General features: G+C 65.5%; 23 protein-coding genes. 8 read left to right on the top strand and 15 right to left on the bottom strand.

Annotated features, from left to right (window positions below):
- Positions 1-30: 30 nt before the first annotated feature.
- Positions 31-1695 (bottom strand): porin, encoded by a 1665-nt coding sequence (locus LG047_RS17765; RefSeq protein WP_227968035.1) that lies wholly within the window; start codon positions 1693-1695, stop codon positions 31-33.
- Between the two features lie 298 nt (positions 1696-1993).
- Between LG047_RS17765 and LG047_RS17760 the strand changes: the two genes are divergently transcribed.
- The gene (locus LG047_RS17760) at positions 1994-3223 is read left to right on the top strand and encodes a TCR/Tet family MFS transporter (protein ID WP_227968034.1); all 1230 of its coding nucleotides are present in this window, start codon (positions 1994-1996) and stop codon (positions 3221-3223) included.
- On the opposite strand, the gene LG047_RS17755 is transcribed toward LG047_RS17760, so the two are convergent.
- The 3 genes from LG047_RS17755 to LG047_RS17745 all read right to left on the bottom strand — a co-directional run bounded on the left by LG047_RS17755 (position 3211) and on the right by LG047_RS17745 (position 9666).
- Positions 3211-6963 (bottom strand): AAA family ATPase, encoded by a 3753-nt coding sequence (locus tag LG047_RS17755; protein WP_227968033.1) that lies wholly within the window; start codon positions 6961-6963, stop codon positions 3211-3213. The two genes, LG047_RS17760 and LG047_RS17755, sit on opposite strands and share 13 nt — an antisense overlap.
- Positions 6964-8184, bottom strand: coding sequence for an exonuclease SbcCD subunit D (locus LG047_RS17750; RefSeq protein WP_227968032.1), 1221 nt, complete (start codon positions 8182-8184; stop codon positions 6964-6966).
- Positions 8185-8271: 87 nt separating this feature from the next.
- Positions 8272-9666 carry an undecaprenyl-phosphate glucose phosphotransferase gene (locus tag LG047_RS17745; RefSeq protein WP_227968031.1) on the bottom strand — a complete coding sequence of 465 codons (1395 nt, stop codon included), beginning with the start codon at positions 9664-9666 and terminating at the stop codon, positions 8272-8274.
- Between the two features lie 503 nt (positions 9667-10169).
- Here LG047_RS17745 and LG047_RS17740 point away from each other — a divergent pair.
- Together LG047_RS17740 and LG047_RS17735 are read left to right on the top strand one after the other, a co-directional pair.
- Positions 10170-10688 carry an HNH endonuclease gene (locus LG047_RS17740; protein WP_370635075.1) on the top strand — a complete coding sequence of 173 codons (519 nt, stop codon included), beginning with the start codon at positions 10170-10172 and terminating at the stop codon, positions 10686-10688.
- A 24-nt stretch (positions 10689-10712) separates the two neighbouring features.
- Entirely contained in the window at positions 10713-11222 is a 510-nt protein-coding gene (locus tag LG047_RS17735; RefSeq protein WP_227968029.1) for a hypothetical protein, read from the top strand.
- A 132-nt stretch (positions 11223-11354) separates the two neighbouring features.
- Here the strand turns inward: LG047_RS17735 and LG047_RS17730 are convergent, their stop codons facing one another.
- Entirely contained in the window at positions 11355-11972 is a 618-nt protein-coding gene (locus tag LG047_RS17730; protein ID WP_227968028.1) for a hypothetical protein, read from the bottom strand.
- Positions 11973-12104: 132 nt separating this feature from the next.
- Here LG047_RS17730 and LG047_RS17725 point away from each other — a divergent pair, with 132 nt between their 5' ends.
- On the top strand, positions 12105-13340 hold the full coding sequence (locus LG047_RS17725) for a hypothetical protein (RefSeq protein WP_227968027.1): 1236 nt from the start codon (positions 12105-12107) through the stop codon (positions 13338-13340).
- Positions 13341-13346: 6 nt separating this feature from the next.
- On the opposite strand, the gene LG047_RS17720 is transcribed toward LG047_RS17725, so the two are convergent.
- The 3 genes from LG047_RS17720 to LG047_RS19635 form a co-directional block, all read right to left on the bottom strand.
- Positions 13347-13637: a hypothetical protein gene (locus tag LG047_RS17720; protein ID WP_227968026.1), complete on the bottom strand. Its 291-nt coding sequence runs from the start codon at positions 13635-13637 to the stop codon at positions 13347-13349.
- A gap of 10 nt (positions 13638-13647) precedes the next feature.
- Positions 13648-14745, bottom strand: coding sequence for an ATP-dependent RecD-like DNA helicase (locus LG047_RS17715; RefSeq protein WP_227968025.1), 1098 nt, complete (start codon positions 14743-14745; stop codon positions 13648-13650).
- A 73-nt stretch (positions 14746-14818) separates the two neighbouring features.
- On the bottom strand, positions 14819-14947 hold the full coding sequence (locus LG047_RS19635) for a hypothetical protein (protein ID WP_255679599.1): 129 nt from the start codon (positions 14945-14947) through the stop codon (positions 14819-14821).
- Positions 14948-15079: 132 nt separating this feature from the next.
- Here LG047_RS19635 and LG047_RS17710 point away from each other — a divergent pair, with 132 nt between their 5' ends.
- Positions 15080-16084, top strand: coding sequence for a sterol desaturase family protein (locus LG047_RS17710; protein ID WP_227968024.1), 1005 nt, complete (start codon positions 15080-15082; stop codon positions 16082-16084).
- Here the strand turns inward: LG047_RS17710 and LG047_RS17705 are convergent.
- A complete protein-coding gene (locus LG047_RS17705) occupies positions 16074-16466 on the bottom strand; it encodes a hypothetical protein (protein ID WP_227968023.1) in 393 nt (130 codons plus the stop codon). The two genes, LG047_RS17710 and LG047_RS17705, sit on opposite strands and share 11 nt — an antisense overlap.
- 27 nt (positions 16467-16493) lie before the next feature.
- Positions 16494-17840, bottom strand: a complete 1347-nt coding sequence (gene hemN / locus LG047_RS17700) for an oxygen-independent coproporphyrinogen III oxidase (RefSeq protein WP_227968022.1) — start codon at positions 17838-17840, stop codon at positions 16494-16496.
- 195 nt (positions 17841-18035) lie between these two features.
- Here hemN and LG047_RS17695 point away from each other — a divergent pair, with 195 nt between their 5' ends.
- On the top strand, positions 18036-18416 hold the full coding sequence (locus tag LG047_RS17695; RefSeq protein WP_051133945.1) for an AprI/Inh family metalloprotease inhibitor: 381 nt from the start codon (positions 18036-18038) through the stop codon (positions 18414-18416).
- Between the two features lie 348 nt (positions 18417-18764).
- On the top strand, positions 18765-19427 hold the full coding sequence (locus tag LG047_RS17690) for a response regulator transcription factor (RefSeq protein WP_227968021.1): 663 nt from the start codon (positions 18765-18767) through the stop codon (positions 19425-19427).
- A gap of 9 nt (positions 19428-19436) precedes the next feature.
- On the opposite strand, the gene LG047_RS17685 is transcribed toward LG047_RS17690, so the two are convergent.
- From LG047_RS17685 to LG047_RS17675, 3 genes are read right to left on the bottom strand one after another with little or no spacing between them, the layout of a single operon-like run.
- Entirely contained in the window at positions 19437-19931 is a 495-nt protein-coding gene (locus LG047_RS17685) for a Rab family GTPase (RefSeq protein WP_036280320.1), read from the bottom strand.
- Positions 19928-21607 (bottom strand): OmpA family protein, encoded by a 1680-nt coding sequence (locus tag LG047_RS17680; protein ID WP_227968020.1) that lies wholly within the window; start codon positions 21605-21607, stop codon positions 19928-19930. Before LG047_RS17680 ends, LG047_RS17685 begins: the two co-directional genes overlap by 4 nt.
- A 1-nt stretch (position 21608) precedes the next feature.
- Positions 21609-21926 (bottom strand): hypothetical protein, encoded by a 318-nt coding sequence (locus LG047_RS17675; protein ID WP_036280316.1) that lies wholly within the window; start codon positions 21924-21926, stop codon positions 21609-21611.
- Positions 21927-22159: 233 nt separating this feature from the next.
- Here LG047_RS17675 and LG047_RS17670 point away from each other — a divergent pair, with 233 nt between their 5' ends.
- The gene (locus LG047_RS17670) at positions 22160-22633 is read left to right on the top strand and encodes an integration host factor subunit alpha (protein WP_227968019.1); all 474 of its coding nucleotides are present in this window, start codon (positions 22160-22162) and stop codon (positions 22631-22633) included.
- 80 nt (positions 22634-22713) lie between these two features.
- On the opposite strand, the gene LG047_RS17665 is transcribed toward LG047_RS17670, so the two are convergent.
- A complete protein-coding gene (locus tag LG047_RS17665) occupies positions 22714-24243 on the bottom strand; it encodes an acyl-CoA synthetase (RefSeq protein ID WP_227968018.1) in 1530 nt (509 codons plus the stop codon).
- Between the two features lie 177 nt (positions 24244-24420).
- Positions 24421-24696 (bottom strand): hypothetical protein, encoded by a 276-nt coding sequence (locus LG047_RS17660; RefSeq protein ID WP_227968017.1) that lies wholly within the window; start codon positions 24694-24696, stop codon positions 24421-24423.
- Positions 24697-24787 lie beyond the last annotated feature (91 nt).

The raw sequence follows: 24787 nt of genomic DNA, 5'->3' as shown, positions 1-24787 counted from the left end.
CCATGGTTCACGCGGATGCGGCGCAGCCGATCAGTAGTTCCACTGAAGCTGCATGCGCATCAGGTCCGCCTGGAACTGACGGTAAGGCGCGGCTTGGACGTTCGTGCGATCCATATGGGAGTAGATCGCGGTGAACTCGAGCTCCGGCAGGGGCTGATATTCGACGCCGACGTCCCATTCATTGACTCGCATCAGCGGAGCATTGTTCTCGAACTTGGCGCCGCCATTATAATATTGCCACTTCACGAAGGGGAACCAGGTGCCCGTCCCGAACTCCTTGTCCTCATATTTGTAGGTAGCTTCGACATAGCCGCCGTTGAGCGTCCGCTTCGTGATCGCGGTCTGGGTTTCGTTCAGCTGCGGCCCGACGCCCCAGTTCCATTCCGCCCTGATGCCGAAAGGCTGCGGATAGATCACACCGGTGACAGCGACGCGAGAGTCCTGAATGCCGGTGCCGCCGTTCGCGACGACGGGCCCCCAGCCGTTCCTCGCTCCCCAGGAGCTGAGGTTGTAATTGCCGAGATTATTCCAGCCGGAACCATCGACATAGGGCGTAAAGCCCGAACCGATGTCCGCGAGGGGCGAACCGCTCGGGATGAAGCCGGCCCAGTTCGTTCCCATGCCGAGAGACGGACGGATGCCGGTCGTATAGGGCACGAATTTGCCGGTGTAGCCCTGAACGCTGGCTTCGACGATCTGGCCGTTTTCGAAGACGTAAGGATAAGTGAAGCGCGCAACGAGATGGGTGTTCTTGTTGAGCTCGATGCGATTGGCGCCCTGACCGTTGTAGACGCCAAAGCCCACCATGCCGTAGTCGCCGGTGCCCTTCAGGTTGTTCTTCACGAGATCGCGGAAGAGATGACGCATTTCCTTGGGCGTGTAGTAAAAGAACAGGCCGAGGTCGCGCTCGTCCTTGCAGCAGCTGTTGATTGCGTCGGCGCGGTCGAGCGCGAGGCGGTTCTGCGACGACTGCATGTTTTCGAAGCCGTAGGGAATTTTCGACTGGCCGGCGCGGACGCGGAATTCCTTGTCCTTGTCGAAATAGATGTCCGCATAGAGGTCGCGGATCTGGCCGAAATTGCCCGGCGCGGAGCTGTAGTTGCCCTGCTGGTTCCAGCCCGGATAGGCGAAGAGGCCGAAGGGCTGGTTGTAATAATAATAAACCTGTTGCGCCGCGAAGTTGCCGGGCGGATTGAAGGTCGGAGAGTTCGAGAACGTGCCCGACGGCGCGCTCGCGAAGTCGTTCTGGAAGTAGAGGTAGAGATGATCGGAGACGTCGCCGCTCAGGATCATGCGGGCGCGGCGGATGAAGAAGTTCTGACGCGGGCCGACCGACTTGTCGCCGGGCGTGGAGATGTCGTTGTAAAACGGCCCGCCGCTGAGAATGTCGTTGTAGCGCATCTGCGTATAGCCGCGAAGGCTGAGACGCTCATACCAGTGCTGGGGCGCCGGAGGGGCTCCCGCAGCGACGGCGCCATGGCCTGCCGGCGCTGCTGAAGCGTGCTGAGCAGCCGCGGCGGCCTTCGCTTTCGCCTCGCGCTTCGCTTCGGCCTCGGCGGCTTCCAGCTTCAACAGGCGCGCCTTGAGCGCGCGGATCTCCGAGCTCGTGTCAGCGGTGGCGGGGGTCGCCGTCGTCGCCGAGAACAGCCCAAACGCCGCGATAGCGAGCGCGAAATGTGCAACTCCAAGCCTCATGTTTTTTAGACTCCGTTAAACCTCGGGAGCGAGAGAAACAGACGCTGGATGACAGACGCGTGACAATTTTTCAGTGCGACAGATTGTGACTGCCGATCAGCGCCATGTGTGGCGCCAAGGACACAATTTCGTCCTGTATACCTCTGATTCGGGTGGCCTTTCTGCAACAGAAATAATGTTTTTCTCGATATTCGATTAGAGAAACACACAAATCCCGACGCCGATTCCGCCTCCGCTTGCCGGCCGCGCGGGTTCCCTGTTACTCGGAAAGCTCCACCATTCGTCGGAAGGCAGACATATGAACTTTGCGCCGAAGCGCCCGCGCGAAGCGGCGTTCGTCTTCATCCTCGTCACCGTTGCGCTGGACATGCTGGCGCTCGGCGTGATGATCCCGGTCCTGCCGAAGCTCATCGCCGAGTTCGAGGGCGGCGACTTGCGCTCGGCGGCGACGGTCACCGGCGTCTTCGGCTTCTCGTGGGCGCTGATGCAGTTCCTCTTCCAGCCCGTGCTCGGCGCGCTGTCGGACCGCTACGGCCGGCGCCCCGTGGTGCTGCTGTCGAATCTCGGGCTTGGCCTCGATTACATCTTCATGGCGCTGGCGCCCTCGCTCGGCTTTCTCTTCGTCGGCCGCCTCATTTCGGGAATAACCGCCGCAAGCGTGGCGACCGCCAACGCCTACATCACCGACATCACGCCGCCGGAGAAGCGCGCCGGCCGTTTCGGCCTGATCGGTGCGGCATTCGGCGTCGGCTTCATCCTTGGACCGGCGATCGGCGGGGTTCTCGGCGACTATGGCCTGCGCCTGCCCTTCTGGGCCGCGGCGGCTTTCAGCCTCGCGAATGCGCTCTATGGCTTTTTCATCCTGCCGGAGTCGCTGGCGCCCGAAAAGCGCACGCCGAAGATCGTCTGGCGCAGCGCCAATGTGCTCGGTTCGCTCCATTTCCTGCGCAGCCAGCCTGCGCTGGCGATGATCGCGGGCGCCCTGTTCCTCTCCTATCTCGCGCATGAGTCGCTGCCGGCGCTCTTCGTGCTCTACACCCAGTATCGCTACAATTGGGATCCCGGCACGACCGGCTGGGCGCTGGCGATCGTGGGCGTTTCGCAGACCGTGGTCTCCGGGGGCCTGGTGCGTCCCGCCGTCGCGCGTCTGGGCGAAAAGAAGACGCTCGCCATTGCGCTCGTCAGCGGCGCGCTGGGATTCGCGGCCTACGCCTTCGCGCCGACGGGCGCGATCTTCATGGCTGCGCCCCCGCTGATCGCCATGTGGGGCATGGCGAACCCGTCCTTTCAGGGTCTCGCGACGCGCTTCGCCGGCGCCTCCGAGCAAGGGCGTCTGCAAGGCGCGCTCGGCAGCCTGCGCGGCGTTTCCGGAATGGTGGGGCCGCTGTTCTTCACGCAGATTTTCGCGGGGTCGATCTATTTCGGCGCCTTCCCCGGCGCCGGCTATTTCATCGCCGCGCTGCTCCTCGTCGCCAGCCTGATGATCGCGCGGGCGGCGATAAAGCGGTCGACCGTTCAGGCTCCGTAACCGGGCGCGCGCAGCCGCACGACGGAGACGCCGCCGCCGCGCCGCTCGACGCAGATCTTCGTCGCGATCCGCTGGTGCATTGATTCGACATGGCTGATGACGCCGACCTTGCGTCCCTGCCCTTGCAGATTCTCCAGCGCGTCGACGGCGACGTCGAGCGTCGCCGAATCCAGCGCGCCGAATCCTTCGTCGATGAAGAGCGTGTCGACGAAGGAGTCGCGCCCCTCCAGCCCCGCCAGCGCCAACGCCAGGGCGAGCGACGCCAGAAAGCGCTCGCCGCCCGAGAGCGAGCGCGTGGAGCGGCGCTCGTCGCCAAGATCCCGGTCGACGATCTGCAACCCGAGGGCGCCAACGTCGCCCGAACGCTCTAGCGCATAGCGCGGCGCAAGCAGCGCGAGGCGCTGGTTGGCGAGCGCGACGAGTTGCTCCAGAGTCACGCTTTGGGCAAAGCGGCGGAACTTGTCGCCCGTCGCCGAGCCGATCGCTTCATTGATTTCATCCCAAAGCCTGCGCGTCGTCCGCGCCGCCTCGATTTCATTCCAAAGCGCCTGCGCCTGGGCGCGCGCCTTGTCGTCCTGCGTCAGCTTCTCCTGCAATACGCCCAGTCGGGTCGCGAGCGCGTCGAGTTGCTGCGCGAGCGCCGCCTCATGCGCGGCAAGTTCTTCGCGCGGCGTCTCCGGCGGCCCGGCGGCTTGCGCTTCCTCGACATCCTTGCGCCTTGCGGCGACAGCGGCCTGCGAGTTGGCGAGGGCTTGCAGCGCAGCCTCGACCTCGCCTCGCATCGCCGCGGTCTGCTCCGGCGCGAGCGCGAGCAATGACGCGGCTGCCGGCGCATCGAAACCCGTCTGTTCGAGCGCTCGGGCGAAGGCCGTGCGCGCTTTCGAAAGCGCGGCTTCCGCAGCCGCGACGTCGTCTCCGCAACGCGCATTGCGCTCGTCACACGCCGCTTTCGCCTTGCCGGCCTCGGTCAGGGCCTCACGCGCCGTCTCGCGCGCCGCTGCGGCCGAACGATTGCGGTCCTCATAGCGCGCCCGATGAGCCGCCGTCTCCTCGCCGCCGAGGAGCTGCGCGCGTTCGGCCCGCATCGCGGCGAGATCATGCCGGCGCTCCTCATGCGCAATCCTGGCTTCGGCCTCGCTCGCCGCCGCCCCGCGCGCTTCGGCCTCCAGAGTCGCCGCGCGCAAGGCGAGAGTTGACGACTTCGCCGCCAAAACCTCGAGCGCGTCTTTCGCCGCACGGTAATGCGCGCCGGCCTTTTCCAGTCGCCCTCGCGCGCCGGCGAAATCACGGTCGAGATCGACGCTTGCGAGATCGCAAAGCTTCAGGAAGGGCGCGAGCGAGCGATCGAGAGACTCGATGCGGTCGCCATGGCCGGAGATTGCAGATTCAAACCGCGCGCGCTCTTCCCCGGCGTTTCGGGCGAGCGCGACGGCAGCATCGCGATCGACGCGGCGCGCCTCGATAGCATTGCGCTTCTCGTCATATTGCGCGCGTAGCCGATCCAGCTCGCCGCGCAGGCGACGCGCCGCGGTGAGCTTCTGCGCGATCTCTTCGCGTTCGGCCGACGTTTTTTCGATGAGCGCGACAAGCTGCGACAACGCGCCCTCTATCGAGGACGGCGCCGCGTCATGCGGCTGCCGGGCGAGAAGCGCGCCGTAATCCTGCTCCGCGCGCACCGCCGCGGCCTCCGCCTCCGCATGACGGCGCGCGGCGTCGCCATGAAGCGCGCGCGCCTTCGCCTCCCGCGCCGAGGCCGCCGCAATTTCCGCATCCGTCTGCGTCAACGCACGCCGCGCGGCGTCGCGCCGCGCGCGCAATTCCGCAACGAGTTTCTGCGCCGCATCCTGCGCCTGCGCGAATGGATGCTCCAGCCCGCCGCAAACGGGGCATGGCGCGTCATCCTCCAGCGCCGCACGCAAGCGCAGCGCATGTTGATCGACGGCCGCGTCGGCGAGCTCGCCAAGTCGCGCGGCCTCGTCGCTCTGCTTCGCGTTCGCATCCCGCGTCTGGCGCAAGTTTTCCAATTGTTGCGCGAGCGCTTCCGTCTCCTGCGAAAAGCGCGCGACCTCCACGCCTGAGGCGGCCGCCTGCGCCCTTGCCCGGTCGTGCTCGCGCGCGCAACCGCTCAACGCCTGCAGCAGATCATGCGCGCGCGTGAGCGCTTCCGCGCGCTGCTGCGCGTCGGCCTCACCGAGCGCGCCGAGCGCCGCGCCGCGCTCGGCCAGTTGCGCGAACAGCGCATCGCGCGCGGCGCAGTCGGCCTCGTCCGCGGCGTCGAAAGCGGCGCGCATTTCCTCGCTGCGCTTCAGTTCCGAAAGCGCGGCGCGCAGGCGTTCGCCTGCGACAGTTTTTGCTATGGCGATTTCGGCGCGTTTGCCGAGCCATTCGTCGATCTCGCTCCAGCGCTCGCTCAGCGCCTGCGCGGATGCGAAGCGCGCGAATTCGGCGTCCGCCTTTTCTCTCTCGCGCTCGGTTTCCGCCTTTTGTGCAAGAATCTTGGCCGCCTCGTCCTGCTTCTCTTTTGCGCGCGCGGCCACTTCCTGTGCGAGACGACGCGCCTTCTCTTCCTCTTGCGCAAGCGCGGCGATGCGTAAATCGAGTTCGCTCGCCTGCGCCCATATTGGCGAGAGCCGCTCGATTTCCGCTTCAATCAGAGCAAGCGCCTCGCCGGCGGCGCGCTCGCGCGCCTGCGCGTCGTCGAGCGCCTGTTGCGCCTGATGCGCCTGCGCAAGGGCGCGCGCCGCTTCCTCTCGCTTTTCTGCGAACGCTTTCGCAGCGCGCTCGACATCGTCGCGCGGCGCGCGCAAGGGCTCGACGCGCGCAAGATCGGCGAGCGTGGCGCGCTGCGGCCCCACCGCCTCATACGCCGCGGCGGCCGCAGCGCAATCGCTTTCGGCCTGCGCGAGCTTCGCCAGCGCCTGCGCGAGCGCGTCGTGACGGCGCAGCGCCGCATTGGTCGTTTCGCGCTCCGCAGCGAGCGCAGCGCGCTGCTCCGTCACGCGCTCCGCTTCTTCGGCTGTCGCCGCGCGCTCCTCCTCCGGCATGACGCCGATGTCGGCGCGGCGCTGCTCGAGCGTCGCGAGCTGCTGCTGCGCCTCCCGCGCGAAATCGAAGGCGCGCTTCGAGAGGCGCCCATAGATTTCAGCGCCGGTGATTTTTTCGAGAAGCTCGGCCCGCTCCTTGGCGTCGGCGCGCAGAAAGGCGTCGAAATCGCCCTGAGCAAGAAGCGCCGTGCGGCGGAACTGATCGAATGTGAGATCCGTGAGTTCGACGATGCGGCGATTGACGGGCTCGACGCCGGATTCGAGCGTCGCGACGACAGCGCCGTCTTCGTCGATGCGCCACAGGCTGCGTCCGCGATTTTGCAAAGCGCCGCTTGCCTTGTTGCGCGCGCGCCGCAGATCACAACGCGCGCGGTAACGGAGTCCGTCGCGCGCTACGAAGTCCACTTCGGCATGACCGCGGCCTGCGCCGCGCCGCAGAATGTTTCCGGGGTCCTTCGCCAGAATGGCGTCTCCGGAGGCGTCGAGAACGCGCTCCTTGGGATTGTGGGAGCCCGCGCGAGGAAAATCGTCGTACAGGGCGAGACAAAGCGCGTCGAGGATCGTCGACTTTCCCGCGCCGGTCTCGCCGGTGATCGCAAAAAGTCCCGCGGAACGAAGCGGCTCCTGCTCCAGTTCGATCGAAAATCTTTCGCCGAGGCTCGCGAGATTTTCGCCCCTGATCGCAAGGATTCGCAACTATGACTCCTGCGAGAGGCGCTCGAAGCAGCGCAGATGCTCGGCCGATGGCGCGACGCCATGCGCGCGTTCGAAAGCCTCGCGGAACAGATCGAGCGGTTGACGCTCGGCGAGACGCACGGGAGCAGCCTGCGGCGACGCCTGATATTGCGGACGCTCGACGCTGAGCGACACGAGACGGATCGGGAATTTCTCGCAGATCGCGTCGATCTCCGCTTTCAGCCCGACGGCGGGACCGTCGACCTTCACGGCGAGGTGAACGAAGGGCCGCAAGTCCGGCGCGGATTGCGTATCCACATCGAGCGCCGCGAGCGCGCCTTCGATTTCCCCCGGCGACAACGCCCCTCTGGTGGGAATGCGCAGATGCGCGACGGCGCGGGCGAAGGAGAAATGTTCGATTTTCGCGCCGCCCGCGTCGTCGATGTCGACGATGCTGACGCCATGGTCATAGTCGATTTCGGTCTTCGACATCGGGATGAGCGAACCCGAATAGCGGATTGAATCGCGGCCGACGGCTTGCGGGCGGTGCAGATGGCCGAGCGCCACATAGGCGACGTCGGTGGGAAAAATCTCCGGCGGCGCGGCATGTTCGCCGCCGACGAGAATGCGCCGCTCGGCTCCTTCGGATTCCAGCCCGCCCGCGATGTGCAGGTGCCCGGTAAGGATCAGGGGCGCATCGCCAATCTGGGCACGCGCGGCGGCGACGGCCTCACGATAAAGCTCCCGCACGCCCCAGACGACGGGCGAGCCCTTGACCTCCGGCCCCGCGAGCGGAAGGTCGGCCGCGCGCGGATAGGGCAGCGCAAGGAGATGCGCGCCGACCCGGCCCGTGGCGTCCATGATCGGCGAAAGATGGGCCGCGAGATCGAGCGCCCGCTCGCGTCGGGCGACGACGCCGACCGAGGCGACGCCGGCAATCTCGAAAAGGGCGCGCGGCGCCTCCAGTCGGCCGGCGGGGTCGTGGTTTCCGGCGACCAGGACGATCGCCGCGCGGGGACAGGCGGCGCGCAGGTCGCGCAGCGTGTCGTATAAAAGTCGCTGGGCCTCGGCGGAGGGGTTGAGGCTGTCGAAAATATCGCCTGCGACGACTATCGCGTCGACCGCGCGATTTCTGGCGACGGCGACGAGCTGCGCCAGCGCGGCGCGGTGCTCGGTCTCGCGCGGCCAGCCTTGCAGCGCGGCGCCCAGGTGCCAGTCGGCGGTGTGGAGAAGTCGAATCACGTTGGCGGCAGTAAGCCGCAAGCGGCGGGCGTTAGGCAAGGATATACGCTACGCCCCTGCCCGTCGCCCGCCGCCGCCCCCCAGGCGTCAAATCGCGTTGCGATACGCCTTTCGAGAAAAGATCGTAAGAAAAATGATCCAGACGTCGAAGATGAGCGACCAATTATCTATGTAATAAAGGTCGTGCTCAATACGCATCCGGATCTTTTCGGGCGAATCTATTTCGCCACGAAGGCCGTTGACTTGCGCCCAGCCTGTGATGCCCGGCTTGACGTTGTGGCGGCGCGCGTAAAGCGCAATGCGCCGCTCGAAGAGCTGGTCATGCGCCAGCGCGTGCGGACGGGGGCCGACGAGCGACATGTCGCCGCGCAGAACGTTGAAAAGTTGCGGAAGCTCGTCGATGTTGTAGCGGCGCATGAAGCGGCCGACGCGAGTGACGCGAGAGTCGTTCGCCGTCGCCTGTTTGATGTGTCTGCCGTCGTCCATCGTCGTCATGGTGCGAAATTTGACGATGCGGAAGGTCTCCCGGTTGAAGCCGTATCGGCGCTGCAGAAACAGCGCCGGCCCCGGCGAGTCCAGCTTGATGAGCAGGGCGCAAACGAGCAGCAGCGGCGAGAGAAGGATCAGCGCGAGCAACGAGACTGCGACGTCGAAGATCCGCTTGCCCGCCACCTCCATCAGATTGAGCGGATGGCCCGACAGGCTCAGGCTCGAAATGGCGCCGACCTTGTCGATATGGGCGTCGACGAAGCGGTCGAGCACGCGCTCCGGCCCCAGATGGATGCGCGCCGGCACGCGCAGGAAGGCCGTCACGCAGGCGTCGATGACATCCGTGCGCGACCAGGGCGCGAGGATGAAGACGTCGTCGGGGCGCAGCATGCGCGCGGATGCGGCGGCGAGAGCCAGATCATCGTCGAGCGTGTTCTCCGTCTCTCGCAGCACCACCGCGGCGACGACATGCATGCCGCAGGTCCAGGGCTTGTAGCGATAGGTAAAGGCTTCGACATCCTTCTCGAAGCCGACGAGAAACAGGCGCCGCGCCGAGACGCCGCCCGCCGCCGCGCTGGAGCGCACGAAATGGGCGAGCGTCGCGCGCTGCGCGTAAATCGCGAAGAATCCGACGGCGTAGACAAGCACGAAGGCCGCGCGCGACGTCTCCTCGGTCGCCTTGGTGAGGAATCCGACGGCGATGGCGCAGAGGCAGACAAGGCTCCAAAGGCTGAAACTGCGCCAGCCGTGGCCGCGCAACTGCAAATAATTCGCGAAGGAATATTCGTTGCGCATCGCATTGGCGACCACGAAGGACGCCGCCGCGAACAGGCACATTTGCAGGTTCGTGGCGCTGAGGCCGCTCCAGCCATAGAAAATCGAGTAATAGGTCGTCTCGATGGCGACCGCGACGCCAACGATCGTCAGAAGGTCGAAAGACGCGGCCATGGCCGAAAAGGACGCCCGCACCAGCGCGGTGTTGCGCTGCGGCATCCGCTCGGACCAGCTTCGGCTTCGCCGCGGCTGAAACCGCTCCGATGCGCCGCCCGACGCGTTGAAACGGGATTTTGAGCGCCGATACTCGGCCTGCTGGGACAAGACGCGTTCTCCATTTTGAACGCTCGTGTTCCGAATCGGCACAGTTTCAGGTCGCTGGAACCCGAGCAACCTTTCGGCTGCAAGGCTCAAGCCTCTGAACGCCTTCAGTTAATCATGGATCGCGCGCGGCTCCGGGCGCAAATCGCCGCGCCATTACTGCAAGTCGCCAGAAAATATGAGCTTATTACTTCGCGTCTCCGCCCGCGCAAGACGCTGGCGCGCGCCTTTAGAGAGGCGCCTTCACAATCGCGTCATCCTCCCTGTAGACTGTCCATAGTCGCAAAAGGCCATAGGGACCTTGGCGCGGTCCGGAAGGCCCTTCTCAAAAAAGAGAGGCAGGCAGCGTGACCGTTTACTTCCGTCAGCAGACCGTCTCGCCGCAGGCCTGTCCCGCCCTCGTGCTCAACGCAGACTACCGGCCGCTGAGCTATTATCCGCTTTCACTATGGGGCTGGCAGGACGCGATAAAGGCGGTGTTTCTGGACCGCGTGAACATCGTCTCCGAATATGACAAGACAGTCAAAAGCCCGAGCTTCGAGATCAGGCTGCCATCCGTCGTCTCGCTGAAGGAATATGTGCGGCCGACGCGCCAGCCGGCATTCACGCGATTCAACGTGTTTCTGCGGGACCGCTTCACCTGCCAATATTGCGGCGCGCATGACGAATTGACCTTCGATCATGTCATCCCCCGCTCCAAGGGCGGAGCGACGACATGGGAAAATGTCGTGGCGGCGTGCTCGCCCTGCAACCTGCGCAAGGGCGACCGGCTGCCGCACGAGGTCCACATGTCGCCCGCGCAGGCGCCCTTTCAGCCGAGCGTTTCCGATCTGCATCGCAACGGCCGCCTGTTCCCGCCCAATTACCTGCACGAAAGCTGGATGGATTATCTCTATTGGGATTCGGTGTTCGAACCCTGACGCGCCGCCCCCACGGGATTCCCGATGCTTCGTCGGCTCATCGTCATGATTTTCGGATTCGCCATCGCCTCCGGCGTTGGCGCGATTTTCCTCGTCGTCTCCGCGCTTTTCGATCCCGCGACCATGGAGGTCGGCCTCTCGGCGACCATGGCCGGGATATTCGCGATCATCGATGAGACATTGCGCACCGGCGCGCCGGAGGACGCGCTCGCCGCTTTCGGTTTCGTGATCTGGGCCGTGGTCGTCGCCACCTGCGTCGCCCCGCTCGCGATTGCGGCGCTCGTCGGCGAGGCGGCCGGCGTGCGCTCGATTGTCTGGTATTCGGGAGTGAGCGGCGTCCTCGCCGGCGCGTCGCCCTGGATCGCCCGCGCGGCCAAGGGGCTGGAGCGCGCACAGAGCGTCAGCGCTCTGGAGGGCCGAATCGCGCTGCTGTTTTTCCTGACCGGCGCGGTGACAGGCGCGATCTACTGGCTGATCGCCGGCCCGCGCCAGCGAGAAACGGCGATCGCGCCGCGCCCGCAAGGACCAGTTTGACCGGACTTCGAAATAGGCGGGCGAAGCCGCGGACACGGGCCGCCCACGCCGTCCACTCTCGGCAGGGAGGCGCTCGATAACGGAAACGAACTCCCGATGCGTCGCGAAACTGATCCTCGTTCCCGCGCTCTGTCAGCCCCCTAAGGATAGGCGCTTGCGGTTCTTGCCGGTCCGCTCGCCGCGCTGGGCTCCGTAGCTCCAGTAAGCGAGAACGAGCCCCGTCAGGAACACGCCGCCGAGGATCGCCGGCGCGTAGAACAGAAGCGACCCGCCGACCGTGAAGCCGAATCGCGTCGTGCGGCGCGCGCCGGAGGACTCGATCACGGTGATGAAGGCCGCGTAATTGCCGCTTTCCGCAAAAGTGTGATCGACGACCACCGCCCCGCCGGGATAGACGCGCGGCTCCATGAAGGCCACAGTCAGCGGCGCGAGATCGTCTTCCTCGGTCAGTGGGCCGGCGGGCTCTTTCACCACGCGCACCTCGATCGGAAGATCACGCAGCCGAGCTGCGATGAGGTCGATCGTCATGATGATGCGTCCGGTCGCGGGAAAGTCCGCACAAAACCGGTCGCGTGAACGATCCGGCATATAGGCGACGACCTCGACAAGGTCGGGGCCGACCGAAAATTCGCACTGGTCCCTGATGGTTGAGCTCTTGTCCATGCTGATCGCCTCCGCGCGCGGACAGGCGAGGAACAGGACGAGCAGCGCGGGACATATTGCGCGCAGCAATTGGCCGGACAGGGACATGCACAATCTCCAGACGCGAGCGCCGCGCGATTTTTCGCCGGCGCCTCTCGATGCATGGAAATCCCCGGTTTTTCTCGCATTGGCAAGGGGGTCAGGATTGACGCCTCCGGCCGGAAGTGCTCTTAACCAAACATGGCTGATTATTATTCCTTGATCTCCAGAGCGATCTCCGCGCTCCCCCAGCCGACGACCGAGGCGAGACAAGCCGTCTACGAGCGTGCGCGAAAGGCGCTGGTCAACCAGCTGCGCAACATCCAGCCGCCTGTCGCGGAAGCCGACATCGCCGCAGAAGGCCGCGCGCTGGAAGAAGCGATCACGAGACTGGAGATCGAGACCGCGGCCAAGGGAGCGCTGTCGCCCGGCGCCCAGCCAAGCCCGCAGCCCGCCCCGTCGATGAAGCGGGAAGCCACGCCTCCGCCGGCCGCTCCGGCCCGCCCCCCGGAGCCGCCCAAGGCGCCCGCGCCGCCGCGCGACGAAAACGCCGCCTGGCGTGAGACGCTCGCGGCCGCCGAAAAAGCGCCCATCGACAACGATTCGCATCCGCGCGAGCCGCAGCGCCCTGCGGCGCCCCTGCCCCTGCCACCCGCCCCGCAGCGGGCCTCTCGCCGCATCATCGCCGTTTCGGCGGTGCTCGTCGCGCTGATCGGCGTCGTCGGCGTGCTCGCCTGGCAGCTGCGCGAGCGGCCCGAGGATCTCGCGAAACTCAAGCCCGAAGAAACCAAGACCGCCGAAAACGCGGAGGCCGGCAAGTTCGACGATCGCGTCGACGGCGGCGCGAAATCGGCGGCTCCCGCCGCTTCGGGCAAGCGCGCCTCGAACCTTCCGGTCGCGCAGAGAGCCGAAATGTGGGTGGCCTCGCTTCAGGAGCCCGCCAAGGTAGACAAGATCTATAACGCCAATGTCGTCTGGCGCCTCGAGAATGTCGGCGGCGGACCGGGTGAGCCCGTGGGTTCGGCCATTCGCGGCGACGTCGACATCCCCGACGCCAAGCTGAAACTTACGCTGCTGTTCCGCAAGAACACCGACACCGCGCTTTCGGCTTCTCACACGATCAACGTCACCTTCACGCCCGCCCCCGGCAGCCCTGTGGGCGGTGTGAAGGCCATCGGCCCCATCCAGATGCGGCGTGTGGACGCGCAGTCGGGCGAGAAGGTCGCGGGCATTCCCGTGCCGATCACGGAAAATAATTTCCTCATCGGCCTGATGCGCGGCGATCGCGAGCAGCGAAACGTCACCCTGCTGCGCTCGCTGCCACTGCTCGACCTGCCGATGCAGTTCAACGACGGTCGCGCCGCGACGATCAACATGGAAAAAGGCGCAACCGGCGAGCGCGTCTTCGCCGACGCGATCGACGCCTGGGGCCGGTAGTAGTCCTCAGACGAAGACCAGCTGGTAGACGAATGAGTCTCCGCCGCGCTTGCTGACCCATTCGCAGGCGGGCGGAAGATCGCCCTGTTCCGAGGGCGCGACGTCCCATGGCCGACCCATGAGCGCCTTGTTCTCCCCGTCCCAGACGATCCAGCCGAAGGCCGGGTCGCGCATGATCCAGACGTCCTTGTCTTCCCGACGATAACGCGGCGCGCCCTCCGCGGTCGGCGCCGCGACGAAACGATAGACCGCCCCGTCTTTCATGCGGCGCATCTCGATCGCGCTTTCCTTGCCCATCGCGAACCCCTCACATCACCAGCGTCAGCTTCTTCGCCGCGCGCGTGACGCCGGTATAGAGCCAGCGCGCGCGATGTTCGCGGAAGGCGTATGACTCGTCGAAGAGGGTCACGTCGTCCCATTGCGAGCCCTGCGCCTTGTGCACGGTGAGCGCATAGCCGAAATCGAATTCGTCGGAATCCTTCCGCAGCGCGAAAGGGATTTCACCCTCCCCGCCCTCGAAGAATTGCGGAATGACCGCGACGCGCTGGAACTTTCCGGCCTCCCCATCTTCGGGAATGACGAGCATCCGCACCTTGCCCCGCCGCAGCGCGCCGGCGCTTTTCACGGTGAACAGCGCGCCGTTGAGCAGCCCCTTCTTGCGATTGTTGCGCAGGCAGACGAGCTTCTCGCCCGATTGCGGCAAGTCGCCCGTGAAGCCGCGAAGCTGGCGCAGACGGCCATTATAGGCCCGACGTGTCTTGTTCATGCCGACGAGCACCTGATCCGCGCCAGTGACGAGGGCGGGATCGAGTTGATCGCGCGAGACGATGCGCGTGTCGCCGAATTCGCCGCGCGTCAGCGTTCCGCCCTCGCGAATGGTCATCGACAGGCGAATGATCGGATTGTCCGCCGCCTGACGATGCACTTCGGTCAGCATCACGTCGGGCTCCGCCTCTGTAAAAAAGCCGCCGCCCTTCACCGGCGGCAATTGGGCCGGATCGCCCAGCACGAGCACTTTCTTGCCGAAGGAGAGAAGATCCCGCCCCAACTCTTCATCGACCATCGAACATTCGTCGATGACGATCAGCTTTGCGTGAGCCGCGTCGCTTTCGTCATTGAGCACGAAGGAGGGCTCCTCCGTCTCCGTGTCGGTGGCGCGATAGATCAGGCTATGGATGGTGCGCGCGTCCTTGCAGCCCTTGGAGCGCATGACCAGCGCCGCCTTGCCGGTAAAGGCCGCGAAGGCGACGTCGCCGTCGACATGTTCGGCAAGATGGCGGGCGAGCGTTGACTTGCCCGTTCCGGCGTAGCCGAAGAGACGAAAAACCTGGGGCCCGCGCGGCGTTTCCAGCCAGCGGGCGACAGCGCCGAGCGCTTGATCCTGTTCAGGCGTCCAGACGGGCATGTTTCCGCAGGCAAGATCGAATCGGGAACAGGCACGATGCCGGAGCCTGCCGCGCGGGACAAGCCGCGGGGATTTATTCGCCGAGTTGCATCAACAGATTGATCTTCGTGATGATGTTCTCGATTGCGAGCAGCAGCCCGAGCCAGATTGCGACCCACACGGCCCAGAACTTCGGATTCTTGATCAGTTCTTGATCGGACATCTCTCCCTCCCCGGCCGCGCTGCGTCCTTTTGACGCCCATGGCGCATATGGCGCAAACCCGCCCATTGAGAAGTCCTTTACCGCCGCGCTCTAGCGTTCGGACAGGCGAAAATCCGACGAAGAGCGGGCAAAATGAGCATTCTGGCGAACCTGACCGAAAGGCTTCACCCCGTCCTAATGTCGCCGGGATCTCATTTCTCGCTCTTCTCCCTCGCGGGCGCCTTTTGTGTCGGGTTCGGCTATCTCGCCTTTCGTCAATGGCGCCGGCGCGGCCATGTGCGTCTCGCGGCGCTCTCGCGGGCCTTCTTTTCGCGAGAGCTGATGTTCCATCGCTCGACGCGCGCCGACCTCTTCTATTTCTTCGTAAATATATTCGTTACCGGTCTCTTCATCGGCTGGTTCTGCCTCGGCGTGAAGGAAGTTTCGGAATTCGTGCAGGCGCTGCTGACGGATCGCTTCGGCGCCCGCGCGCCATCCCAAGCGCCGGAACTCGTCTCCCGTACAGTCGTGACCGTCGTCGCCTTCCTGGCATACGAATTCGGCTACTGGCTCGACCATTATCTCAAGCACCGCATCCCTTTCCTTTGGGAGACGCACAAGACCCATCACACCGCCGAGCGTCTCACGCCATGGACGGTGTGGCGCGTCCATCCGCTGGATTCGCTCGTCTTCACCAATGTCGTGGCGCTCTGCGTCGGCCTTGCGATCGGCGTGACGGCCTTCGCCTTCGGCGCGCGCTTTGCGGCCTATGCGGTCGACGGCACCAACGCCTTTCTTGTGCTGTTCTTCTTCGCCTATGTGCATCTCCAGCATTCGCAGATCTGGATTCCCTTCACCGGCGCCCTCGGCCGTCTGCTGATGAGCCCCGCGCATCACCAGATCCATCATTCGATCGATCCGGCGCATTACAACAGCAACATGGGCAATGCGCTCGCGATCTGGGACTGGATGTTCGGCACGCTGGTCGTTCCGCAAAAGGAGAGTCCCCGCCTCGCCTTCGGCGTCGATGAGCCGGGCGTCGATCCCCACAGTGTCACGGAACTGCTGCTCACGCCGTTCCGCGACGTCGCCGTGGCGCTGCTGCCGCAGGCGCCGGCGCAGGAGGCGCTGGAAAAGCGGGCGGAACTCAGCCGATAAAGCCGGCGATCAGGAGATAGACGCCGATGAGGCACACGCCGCCGGCATAGGCGGCGTAATGTTTTTCGAGCCGCATCGACTCGAAAATCGCGACCAGCCTCTCATGCGGAAGGAAAAGGATGAGAAGGCCGCGCAGCAGCTCGAGCCAGCCGATGAGCGTGATGATCACCGGCGGCGCGCCGCCGCTCCAGACGTCGTGGCCCAGCACCATCGCCAGACCCAGGCAGGTCCGCAGAACGCCAATGTAGGCGGTGAAGACTTCATCGCCGATGACGCGCTTCGCCAGCGCGAGCACGAGCGGCTTTTTCGCGGCCATCCAGAGCGAGACGACCAGCATGGTCGCGCCGATGAGTTTGGCGAGATAGAGCGTCAGCGGCGTCATCAACGCCTCCCTGTAACGCCCCGCCCCTTACACCGCCACCGTATGCCGCGCGGCGCTCGTTTCGAGATAGGCGTCGAAGGCCGCGGCGGCAAGGCGCATGAAGGGCTGGCCGCGCGGGGTGACCGTCACGCGCCGCCCCTCGACGGTCACGACGCCGTCGGCGGCGAGCGCCGAAAGCGGGACCCGCGCGGCGTCGAAGGCGTCCTCCGCAAAGCCATGCGCCAGCGCCATTGCGCCGTAATCAACGGCGAAGTCGCACATCAGCCGCTCGATGATCTCGCCGCGCGCGCGGTCCTCGCGCGTGAAGGCGAGACCGCGCGTGACGGCGAAGCGATCCGCCTCCACCGCGCGGCGCCAGCCAGCGAGATCGGTGGCGTTGCCGACATAGCCCTGCGGCAAACGGCCGATGGAGGAGACGCCGAAAGGCAGAAGAGCGTCCGCCTGATCGATCGTGTAGCCCTGAAAATTGCGCCGCATATGGCCATTCTTCGCCGCAATCGCGAGCGGGTCGGTCGGCCGCGCGAAATGGTCGAGGCCGATCGCCTCATAGCCCGCGCGCTCCAGCGTCGCGCGCACGGCCGCCGCCTGCGCGAGGCGCTCGGCGGCGCCGGGAAGCGCCGCGGCGTCGATCAGCTTCTGATGCGTCTTGAACCAGGGCACATGAGCGTAACCGAAAACGGCGAGGCGCGTCGGATCGAGCCCCGCCGCGAGCGAGGCGGTGCGCTCCACATCCGCGACGCTCTGGCGCGGCAGGCCATACATCAGATCGAGGTTGATCGCCTCGATCCCGCCCGCGCGCAGCAACCCGACAGCCCGCTCCACAATCTCGTAAGGTTGTATGCGGCCGGAAACCTCCTGCACATGCGGATTGAGATCCTGAACGCCGAGCGAGGCGCGATTGACGCCCGCGCGCGCCAGCGCCTCGACGAGCGCCGCGTCGAGAATGCGCGGGTCGAGTTCGATGGAATGTTCCGTTTCGTCGGAGACGGCAAAGAGGTCGCGCACGCGCTCGGCGATTTCCCCAAAACGCGAGGGCCCCAGAATGCTCGGCGTGCCGCCACCCCAATGGATGCTCGTCACGCGCCGCGCGCGCGTCGTCTGCGCCGTCAGCTCCAGCTCGCGCAGCAGCGTCTCTTTGTATGCGGTGAGCGGCGCCTCCTGACGCAGCGCTTTGGTGTGGCAGCCGCAGTAGGAGCAGATCGCGGTGCAGAAGGGCACATGAAAATAGAGTGAAAGCGACGCGCCCTCGTCGAGTGCGGCGAGCCAGGCGCGCATTTCCGCGTCGCCGATTTCCTTGGAAAAATGCGGCGCTGTCGGATAGCTCGTGTAACGCGGCGCCGAGCGTTCGGCCAGCGCGAGGGCGGCAGGGTCCATCTGTCGGATTCCGTGGGGCCGCGGCGCGGCCCTTACATAAATCAAGAATAGCGCGCGGCGGAACGCGGCGCAAAAACTCCCGCTGCTACACATTATCGCGCCCTGTCCGGGTGAAGCTTGACAAAACGGGCTTGGCCCTCGCGCGCGAAAAAGGCACAATGTTGGCGATTCCCTTAAGTGTTGGAGCGAGGAACGATGTCGAAAAACTCCCGGCGCGCGCGCAAGCTGCAGCGCTTCGGCCTGGCGGCGGCGTTCGCGGCCTTTTCGGCGGCGGCTTTGGCGGCCGGCGACGTCGGCGGCCGCTACTCGATCCTGCGCGACGAGGACAAGGACACCGGCTGCATGCTGACCTTGGACACGCGCGCCCGCGGTCCCGGCGGCAACAAGGCGCAGCTCGCGCCGGCCTGCCGCGACAATGGCGTAGTCATCTTCGATCCCGTCGGCTGGACGGTCGATCACGGCCGGCTCGTGCTCACCGCCCGCAAAGGCCACAAGGCGCATTTCGAGCGCGACAGCAACGGCGTCTGGCGTCGCGACGCCAAGGAAGGCAAGGCGCTGGGCCTGAAGCCGATGTAGCGCGGGCCGGCCCATAAAAGAAAGCCTCCCGGATTTCTCCGGGAGGCTCTACGTCCAACGCCGCGCGAGAGGGGCGGGGGTGCGGCGAAGGATCGCGTAAGCGCTTGGCTTTTCATACGCGGCGCTTATTCTCGAACTTGTCTTCAGGCCGGGGACAACATCCCCCTGGATACTCTTCCTGAAGACTGATGGGACCGCAGCCGATGCGGCCTCATGTGACGCAATATGACTCGTCCCTCCTGAACAGGACATGTCCGCGTCGTTCATCTCCCATACAGCTTTTGCGTAGCCGCAAAGTTGAGCCTATGCTGGCGTCCCGCCCCCCGTAAGGAGCGAGAGGAAGGCCAAGTGACGGAACACCAGCCCATCCGCATCATGATCGCCGAGGATCAGACCGTGATCCGAAAGGCGCTCGCGGCGCTGCTGGCGCTCGAGGCGGATATCGACGTCGTCGCAACCGCGGCCGATGGCGAACAGGCGGTAAGCGCCGCGCGCGCCTATTCACCCGACGTCATTCTGATGGATGCGAAAATGCCGCGTATGGACGGCGTCGCGGCGACGCGCATGATTCTTTCCGACAATCCTCGGACGCGCGTGATCATGCTGACGACCTTCGACAATGAAGAACTCGTCTATGACGCCATAACGGCCGGCGCGCAGGCGTATTTATTGAAGGATTCGGAAGAGAGCGAAATCCTTGCGGCGATTCGGGCCGTCGCCAAAGGCGAACCCCGCCTTTCGCCGAGCGTCGCCGCGAAGATCCTCGCGGAGTTCCGCCGCGTGAAAAGCCCGCAGCGCGCCGCGTCGCCGTCGGCCGAGGACGAAGAGCCGCTCACCGACCGCGAAAAGGCCGTGCTCGCGCATGTCGCCGCAGGCAAGGGCAATCGCGAAATCGCCCGGGAGATGGGCCTCGCCGAAGGGACGGTGAAAAATCACGTCTCGACGATCCTGGCCAAACTCCATCTGCGCAGCCGCACGGAGCTTGCGATCCGCGCACTCTCGAACCGATGAAGCCGATCGCTAAATTGCGCGACGCCAGATTGCGCGGCCGAGGCCGAGAAACATTTCCTCCACCCCCTCGCCGGTCCTCGCGCTCGTGTAAACAGCCTTGATGCAGGAATCGCCGACATCGGGAAGCTCCGGCGCAAGGTCTATCTTGTTGACGATCGCCGACACCGGCCGCCCGGGAAAACTCTCCTCGAAACGCGACGCGAGCGCCGACATCTTCACCAGAGTCGCGGGACGCGTCGCGTCGGCGACGACGATCGCGGCCGAGGCGCCTGCGAGATAAACCGTCTCGAAAATACGGCTTCCGAAATCGCCGTCCGTGTCCCACAGGACAAAACGCAACTTGTCATTATTGCACTCCGCGCCGAGATCGACGTCGTGGGTGAGCACGTCGACGCCGATCGTGGTCTTGTACTCGCTCTCGAAGCGATTGAAGACGAAGCGGCGGGCGAGGGAGGATTTGCCGACGCCGATGTCGCCGAGCAACATGACTTTCGCGGAGATCATCGCACCTCGAACTCGCCGGCGAAGGGAAGCTCGAAAGCGACGCGGCGGCTCCGGATGGCGTCGAATTCGGTGTCCGCGATCGGGTCGAGAGTCGACCGCGGAACGAGCGCCAGCCGCTGACGCGGCACGCCGCGCTCGACGAGCATGGAGACGATCTTGTCGGCGCGCTTGCGCGAAGCGGCGCGGTTCAGGGTCGCGGAGCCGACCTCGTCCGCATAACCCACGACGCGAAGATTTGCGCCGCTCGCCTTCATCAACCCCACCAGTTCATCCAGTCCCTTCGCCGTCGCCGCAGGATTTGAAAGCGTGTCCAGCTCCGTGAAGAACACGGCGAAAGTCTCGACGAAGCGTCGCAGCTTCACGTGTGGCGCTTCGTCCTGCGCCAGAGATCGGTCGAGAGACGCGCGGGTTTCCTTCAACTCCGCGCGCAGGGTCTCGATCTGCGCCTGCGCCTCCTGCAGGGTCGCTGCGGCGCGAGTCTCGCCCGCGCGCATCTCCTGCGTCTGCGACGCCAACGCCACGATCGAGACCTCGCGCTCGACGCGATAGGGCGAAGCCGCTTCGACCAGCGCATCCGCAACTGCCAGCGGTTCGGCTTCATTGGCGGCGAGACCGCGCACCACCACGCGGCCGGCGTCGTGCTCGACCTCGATGCGTAGCGGGAATTGCGCAAGCACTGGATGCGCCGCCATCGCAGCGCGCGCCGCTGCGCCGATTCGCCAATCGCGAACGGCGCGCGTCGCCGGCCCCCATGCGGCCCATATGGCGAGCGCCGCCGCTACGGCGGCGAAGATCATCACCGGCTTCCTGCTTTTCGGCTTCGCAGGCTCCTCCGCCAGCGCGTCGTTCAGCAGGCGGCCAACCATCTCGCCCGTACAGGACACTTCGTCCTTCTCGTGACGTTCGACGATCGACAGAAAAGCCTCGTCGAGCCGGCTTTCGCGATGGCGCGACAGATCGCCGCCAAATTCCGCCGCGATGATGACGCGGTGCGAGGCGCGCAAGAAAACATGGCTCGCGCCGAGATCGAGCATGCGCAACTCGCCGCCCTTGTCGGCGTAGACGTTGGTCGCGAATTCCGTGATCGCCGCGATCATCCCGCTTTCGAGATCGACATTCGCGTCGACCCGCGCGTCGCCCTCCTCCGCCAGAGGCCATTTCGCCAGGACACGGCCGCTGCCGCGTTCGAGCAGGAGCGCGCGCTTCAGCCGGCCGGCGTCGGCTTCGGCGAGCGCAACTTCCGCCATGGTCCTGCCGGTGGCCATGGCCCGCATCCGCAGCCGCCAGGAATTGGCGGAGACCAGCGCGTCGATTCGCTCGTTCAGCGTTTCGACAAGTTCGCGAAAGGCGCCGGCGACCGCCGCGGTGACGAGGCGTCCCATGATCGGATAGAGCGCCTCGACCAGCATCTCCTTGGAGTTCTTGATTTCCGAGCGGATGGCCGAAATCACCAGCGGCGCGACGGCGCGTGAGAGTTCGGGATGCCGCTTCTCTTCCGCGCGCTGCAGCGCCTCGACGAGAATGTCGCCGGTGGCGGCTGCGAATTTTCTGCTGTCGCCGAAGCGCGCGTCGATCTTTTCGACACGTTCTGTCGTCACGTCGAGACGGCGAGTGGTCTCGTCGAGCAATAGCTGCTTGAGCCTTTCGAACGCCTCGCCGCCGCCGGATGCGGACATTTCAGCCCTTCCGCCTCGCGCTCATGTTCTGGATCGTCGCGCCCAATTGCGCGATCGCGCCGCCGATGGCCTCGATTGCCTCCGCCTGGCTATTCTCGGTCTCGCGCGCGAGATCGGCGAGCTGGCCCTCCAGCGCCGAGAAGCGGGCGAGGAAATCCGTCCGCATTTCTTCCAGCCTGGTCTCGATGACGCTCAGCTGGTTGTCGGTTTCGCGCTTGGTCGCGCCGAACAGGAGTTCCCGAACCTGATCGATGGGATCGGGAGGCGCGCCGCGTTCCGTTCCGATCGACACATCCCCCTCATCCGTGCTCCGCGTCATGTCGCCACACCCTCGGACGCAAAAATTATAGCTACGCTCAAGCCCTTCTAGCACCTGCGCCGCGCAATGACGAGGCGTGCGGTTACGAATTGTGACCAATGTCACGCCCGGGAGGTGACCATCAGCACTGTCAACCTTGGCCCTGAGCGCGCAATTTCGCGCAATGTTCCGGCCCCATAAGCGCTTACTGAACACGCTGCGCGCCGGAACAGAATGGACTCCGAGCTGTAAACATGACGACCGCCGATAAGTTGAATGGAATGCAATCCGATTTCCCGGAGGACGACGACCGTGAAACATCGCGCGGCGCGCTGACCCGTCAGGATATCGCGCTGGCGATCCACAGGCGTATCGAGGGCGTCTCCCGCCGCGAGGCGAAGCGGATAGTCGATTGCGTCATCGATGAAATGGTGTCGACGCTGGTCTCAGGAGAATCGCTCAAACTGCATGATTTTGGATCGTTCCTGGTGCGCGAAAAAGAAGAGCGCTCAGGGCGCAACCCGCGCACCGGCGCGCCGGTGCCGATCGAGGCTCGCCGCGTCGTCGTCTTCAAGGCTTCGCCGAACATGAAGGCGACGGTGAATGGCGAGCCGCCGGCTCCGCGCGACAAAGCGCCCGAGAAACGCCGGCCTTCGCGAAAAAACGAGACGATCGTGGCGCGTCAGAAGAGCGACGCAATAGCTTTGGGCGACACGCTCGCCGAATAAGTCCGTTCGCTTGCCCCGCGCAACGGACGCAAGGGCCCGATCACGCATACATGCCCCTCCGCGCGATCGGGCCCGTTTCTTTAAGGCAGAAGCTTCCGGTTCAACTTGCCGTTGGCGTTGCGCGGCAAGGCGTCGAGAAAAGTCACGGAGCGCGGGCGCTTGTAGGCGGCGAGATGCTCATGGCAATGCGCGAGGATCTCGGCCTCGTCGCGCGGCGCGCCGTCGCGCATCACGACATAGGCCCTGATGATCGTCGAGTCGGCGTCGCGGCCGGGACGCTCGGCGGCCGCGGCCTCGGCCACATGGTCGAAGGCGAGCAGGCATTTCTCGACTTCCGCCGGGGACACGCGGAAACCGCCGGCGTTCATCACTTCATCGGCGCGGCCGTGATGGTGCATGTAGCCTTCGGCGTCGAACTCGACGAGATCACCGGAGACGAACCACGCGCCGCGGAACGCCTCGCGCTCCTCCTCGGGACGGTTCCAGTAGCCCAGCATCAGGCCCGGATCATCGCGCCGCACGGCGAGCACGCCGGTTTCCCCGGACGGCAGCGGCGTCTCGCCGCCCTCCTGCGGCAGCGCCGCGACCACCCGCCCCGGCTGCGGCCGCCCGGGCGAACCGGGATGCACGGGCGTGGTCGGTCCGCTGGAAATGAAAGTCGAGCATTCGCTCATGCCGAAGGCTTCATAAATCTCCTTGCCGGTGCGCGCGCGCCAGTCGGCGAGCAGGCTCGGCGCGAGCGCGGCGCCGGCGGAAAGTCCATGACGCAGGCTGGAAAGATCGGCTTTCTCGGGCGCGGCGTATTTGAGCATCTGGCGATAGACGCCTGGCACGGCGGCGAAGACCGTTGCGCGATGCTCCTCGATCAGGCGCGGCCAGACCGCCGGGTCGGGATGGCCGTTATAGAGCACGGCGGACCCGCCGGCCGAAAGTGGGTCAACGATGCCGACGCCGAGCGTATAGGTCCAGTTGATCGCGCCGGCGTGGAGCATCACGTCGCCGGGGCCGAGCCCTGTCCAGTGCTCTCGCATCGGCCGGCGGCCCCAGGCGGCGCGGTGGGCGTGCAACACGCCCTTGGGCCGGCTCGTGGTGCCTGAGGTGTAGACGAGATAGGCGGGATCGTCCGCAGCGGTGTCGGCGTAGCCGGGAAGCGGCGCGCTTTCGGCGAGGCGCCCGAGATCGGCCCCGCGAAGGACGGTGACGCCCGGCGCGTCATGCGCTTCCTCCTCGAAGGCCGCGCCCAGCGCCAGAACCGAGGCGCCGCAGTCGCGCAGAAGAAAATCGGCCTCCTCGAAGGTGAGCTGCGAAGAGGCGAGCAGCGCCACATAGCCCGCGGCGATGGCGCCGAAATAGGCCAGCGCCGCGTTGGCCTCATTGCCCATGCGGATCATCACCCGCGCGCCGGGCGCGAGGCCGAGGGATTGCAGCCCTGCGGCCAGACGCCGCACCCTGAGATCGAGTTCCGCGTGCGTCCAGCGCAGCACATGGTCGTCGCCGACCACCGTGATGGCGGTCGCGTCCGGCCGCAGCCGGGCGTTGTCGGCGAGGCAATAGCGGGCGAGGTTGAAGCGGGGCGGAACGGGCTCGCGTGAGTGAAGGCTTTGCGTCATGCGCCGCCTTCTCGCATCGGAGGCCAGGTTTTCGCAAGCCTCGCGAGCGCGGGACGCCAACAAGGGCTCGCGCCGAAGGCTTACGAAATAAAACGCGCGAGGCGAAAGCCTCGCGCGTTCCAGCAAAAAGAATCAGAGGACTGCATTGTCTCTAATTTTTACTGTAAGGACAGGCGCCTATCGCAGAGCGCAGCCCAGTGATCCGACGGTTACGCTCATTCCGGGCGTCACATTCGGGAAATTGGCGGGAAAATTTCTCAACTCCGTCGCGAAGGTGAGGTCGCCGACAATGTCGCCGCTGGCCACATCCCGTCTCAACGCCATCTGACCCACGGCGACGCCGCCCACGGCGACTCCCAGTTTCTGGCCGGCCGCGAAGCCCAGTCCCGGCGCAGACTCGAAAGACGCGTTGAACTTCCTTCGCGGCGCGCGAACGTCATAACGCGCGCTCATGCTGAAATCTCGCGCGCCTTCCGCAGTGCAGGAGAGTCTGACACCGCCGGCCGCTTGGGCGGGGCCAGTCACTGCCACACTCGCGGCAGCG

Origin of the sequence: Methylocystis sp. WRRC1, assembly GCF_020733155.1 — a bacterium.
In the GTDB taxonomy this organism is placed as follows: Bacteria; Pseudomonadota; Alphaproteobacteria; order Rhizobiales; family Beijerinckiaceae; genus Methylocystis.
Note: the sequence above shows the minus strand (reverse complement) of the source record. Positions and strands in the feature narration are given on the sequence as shown.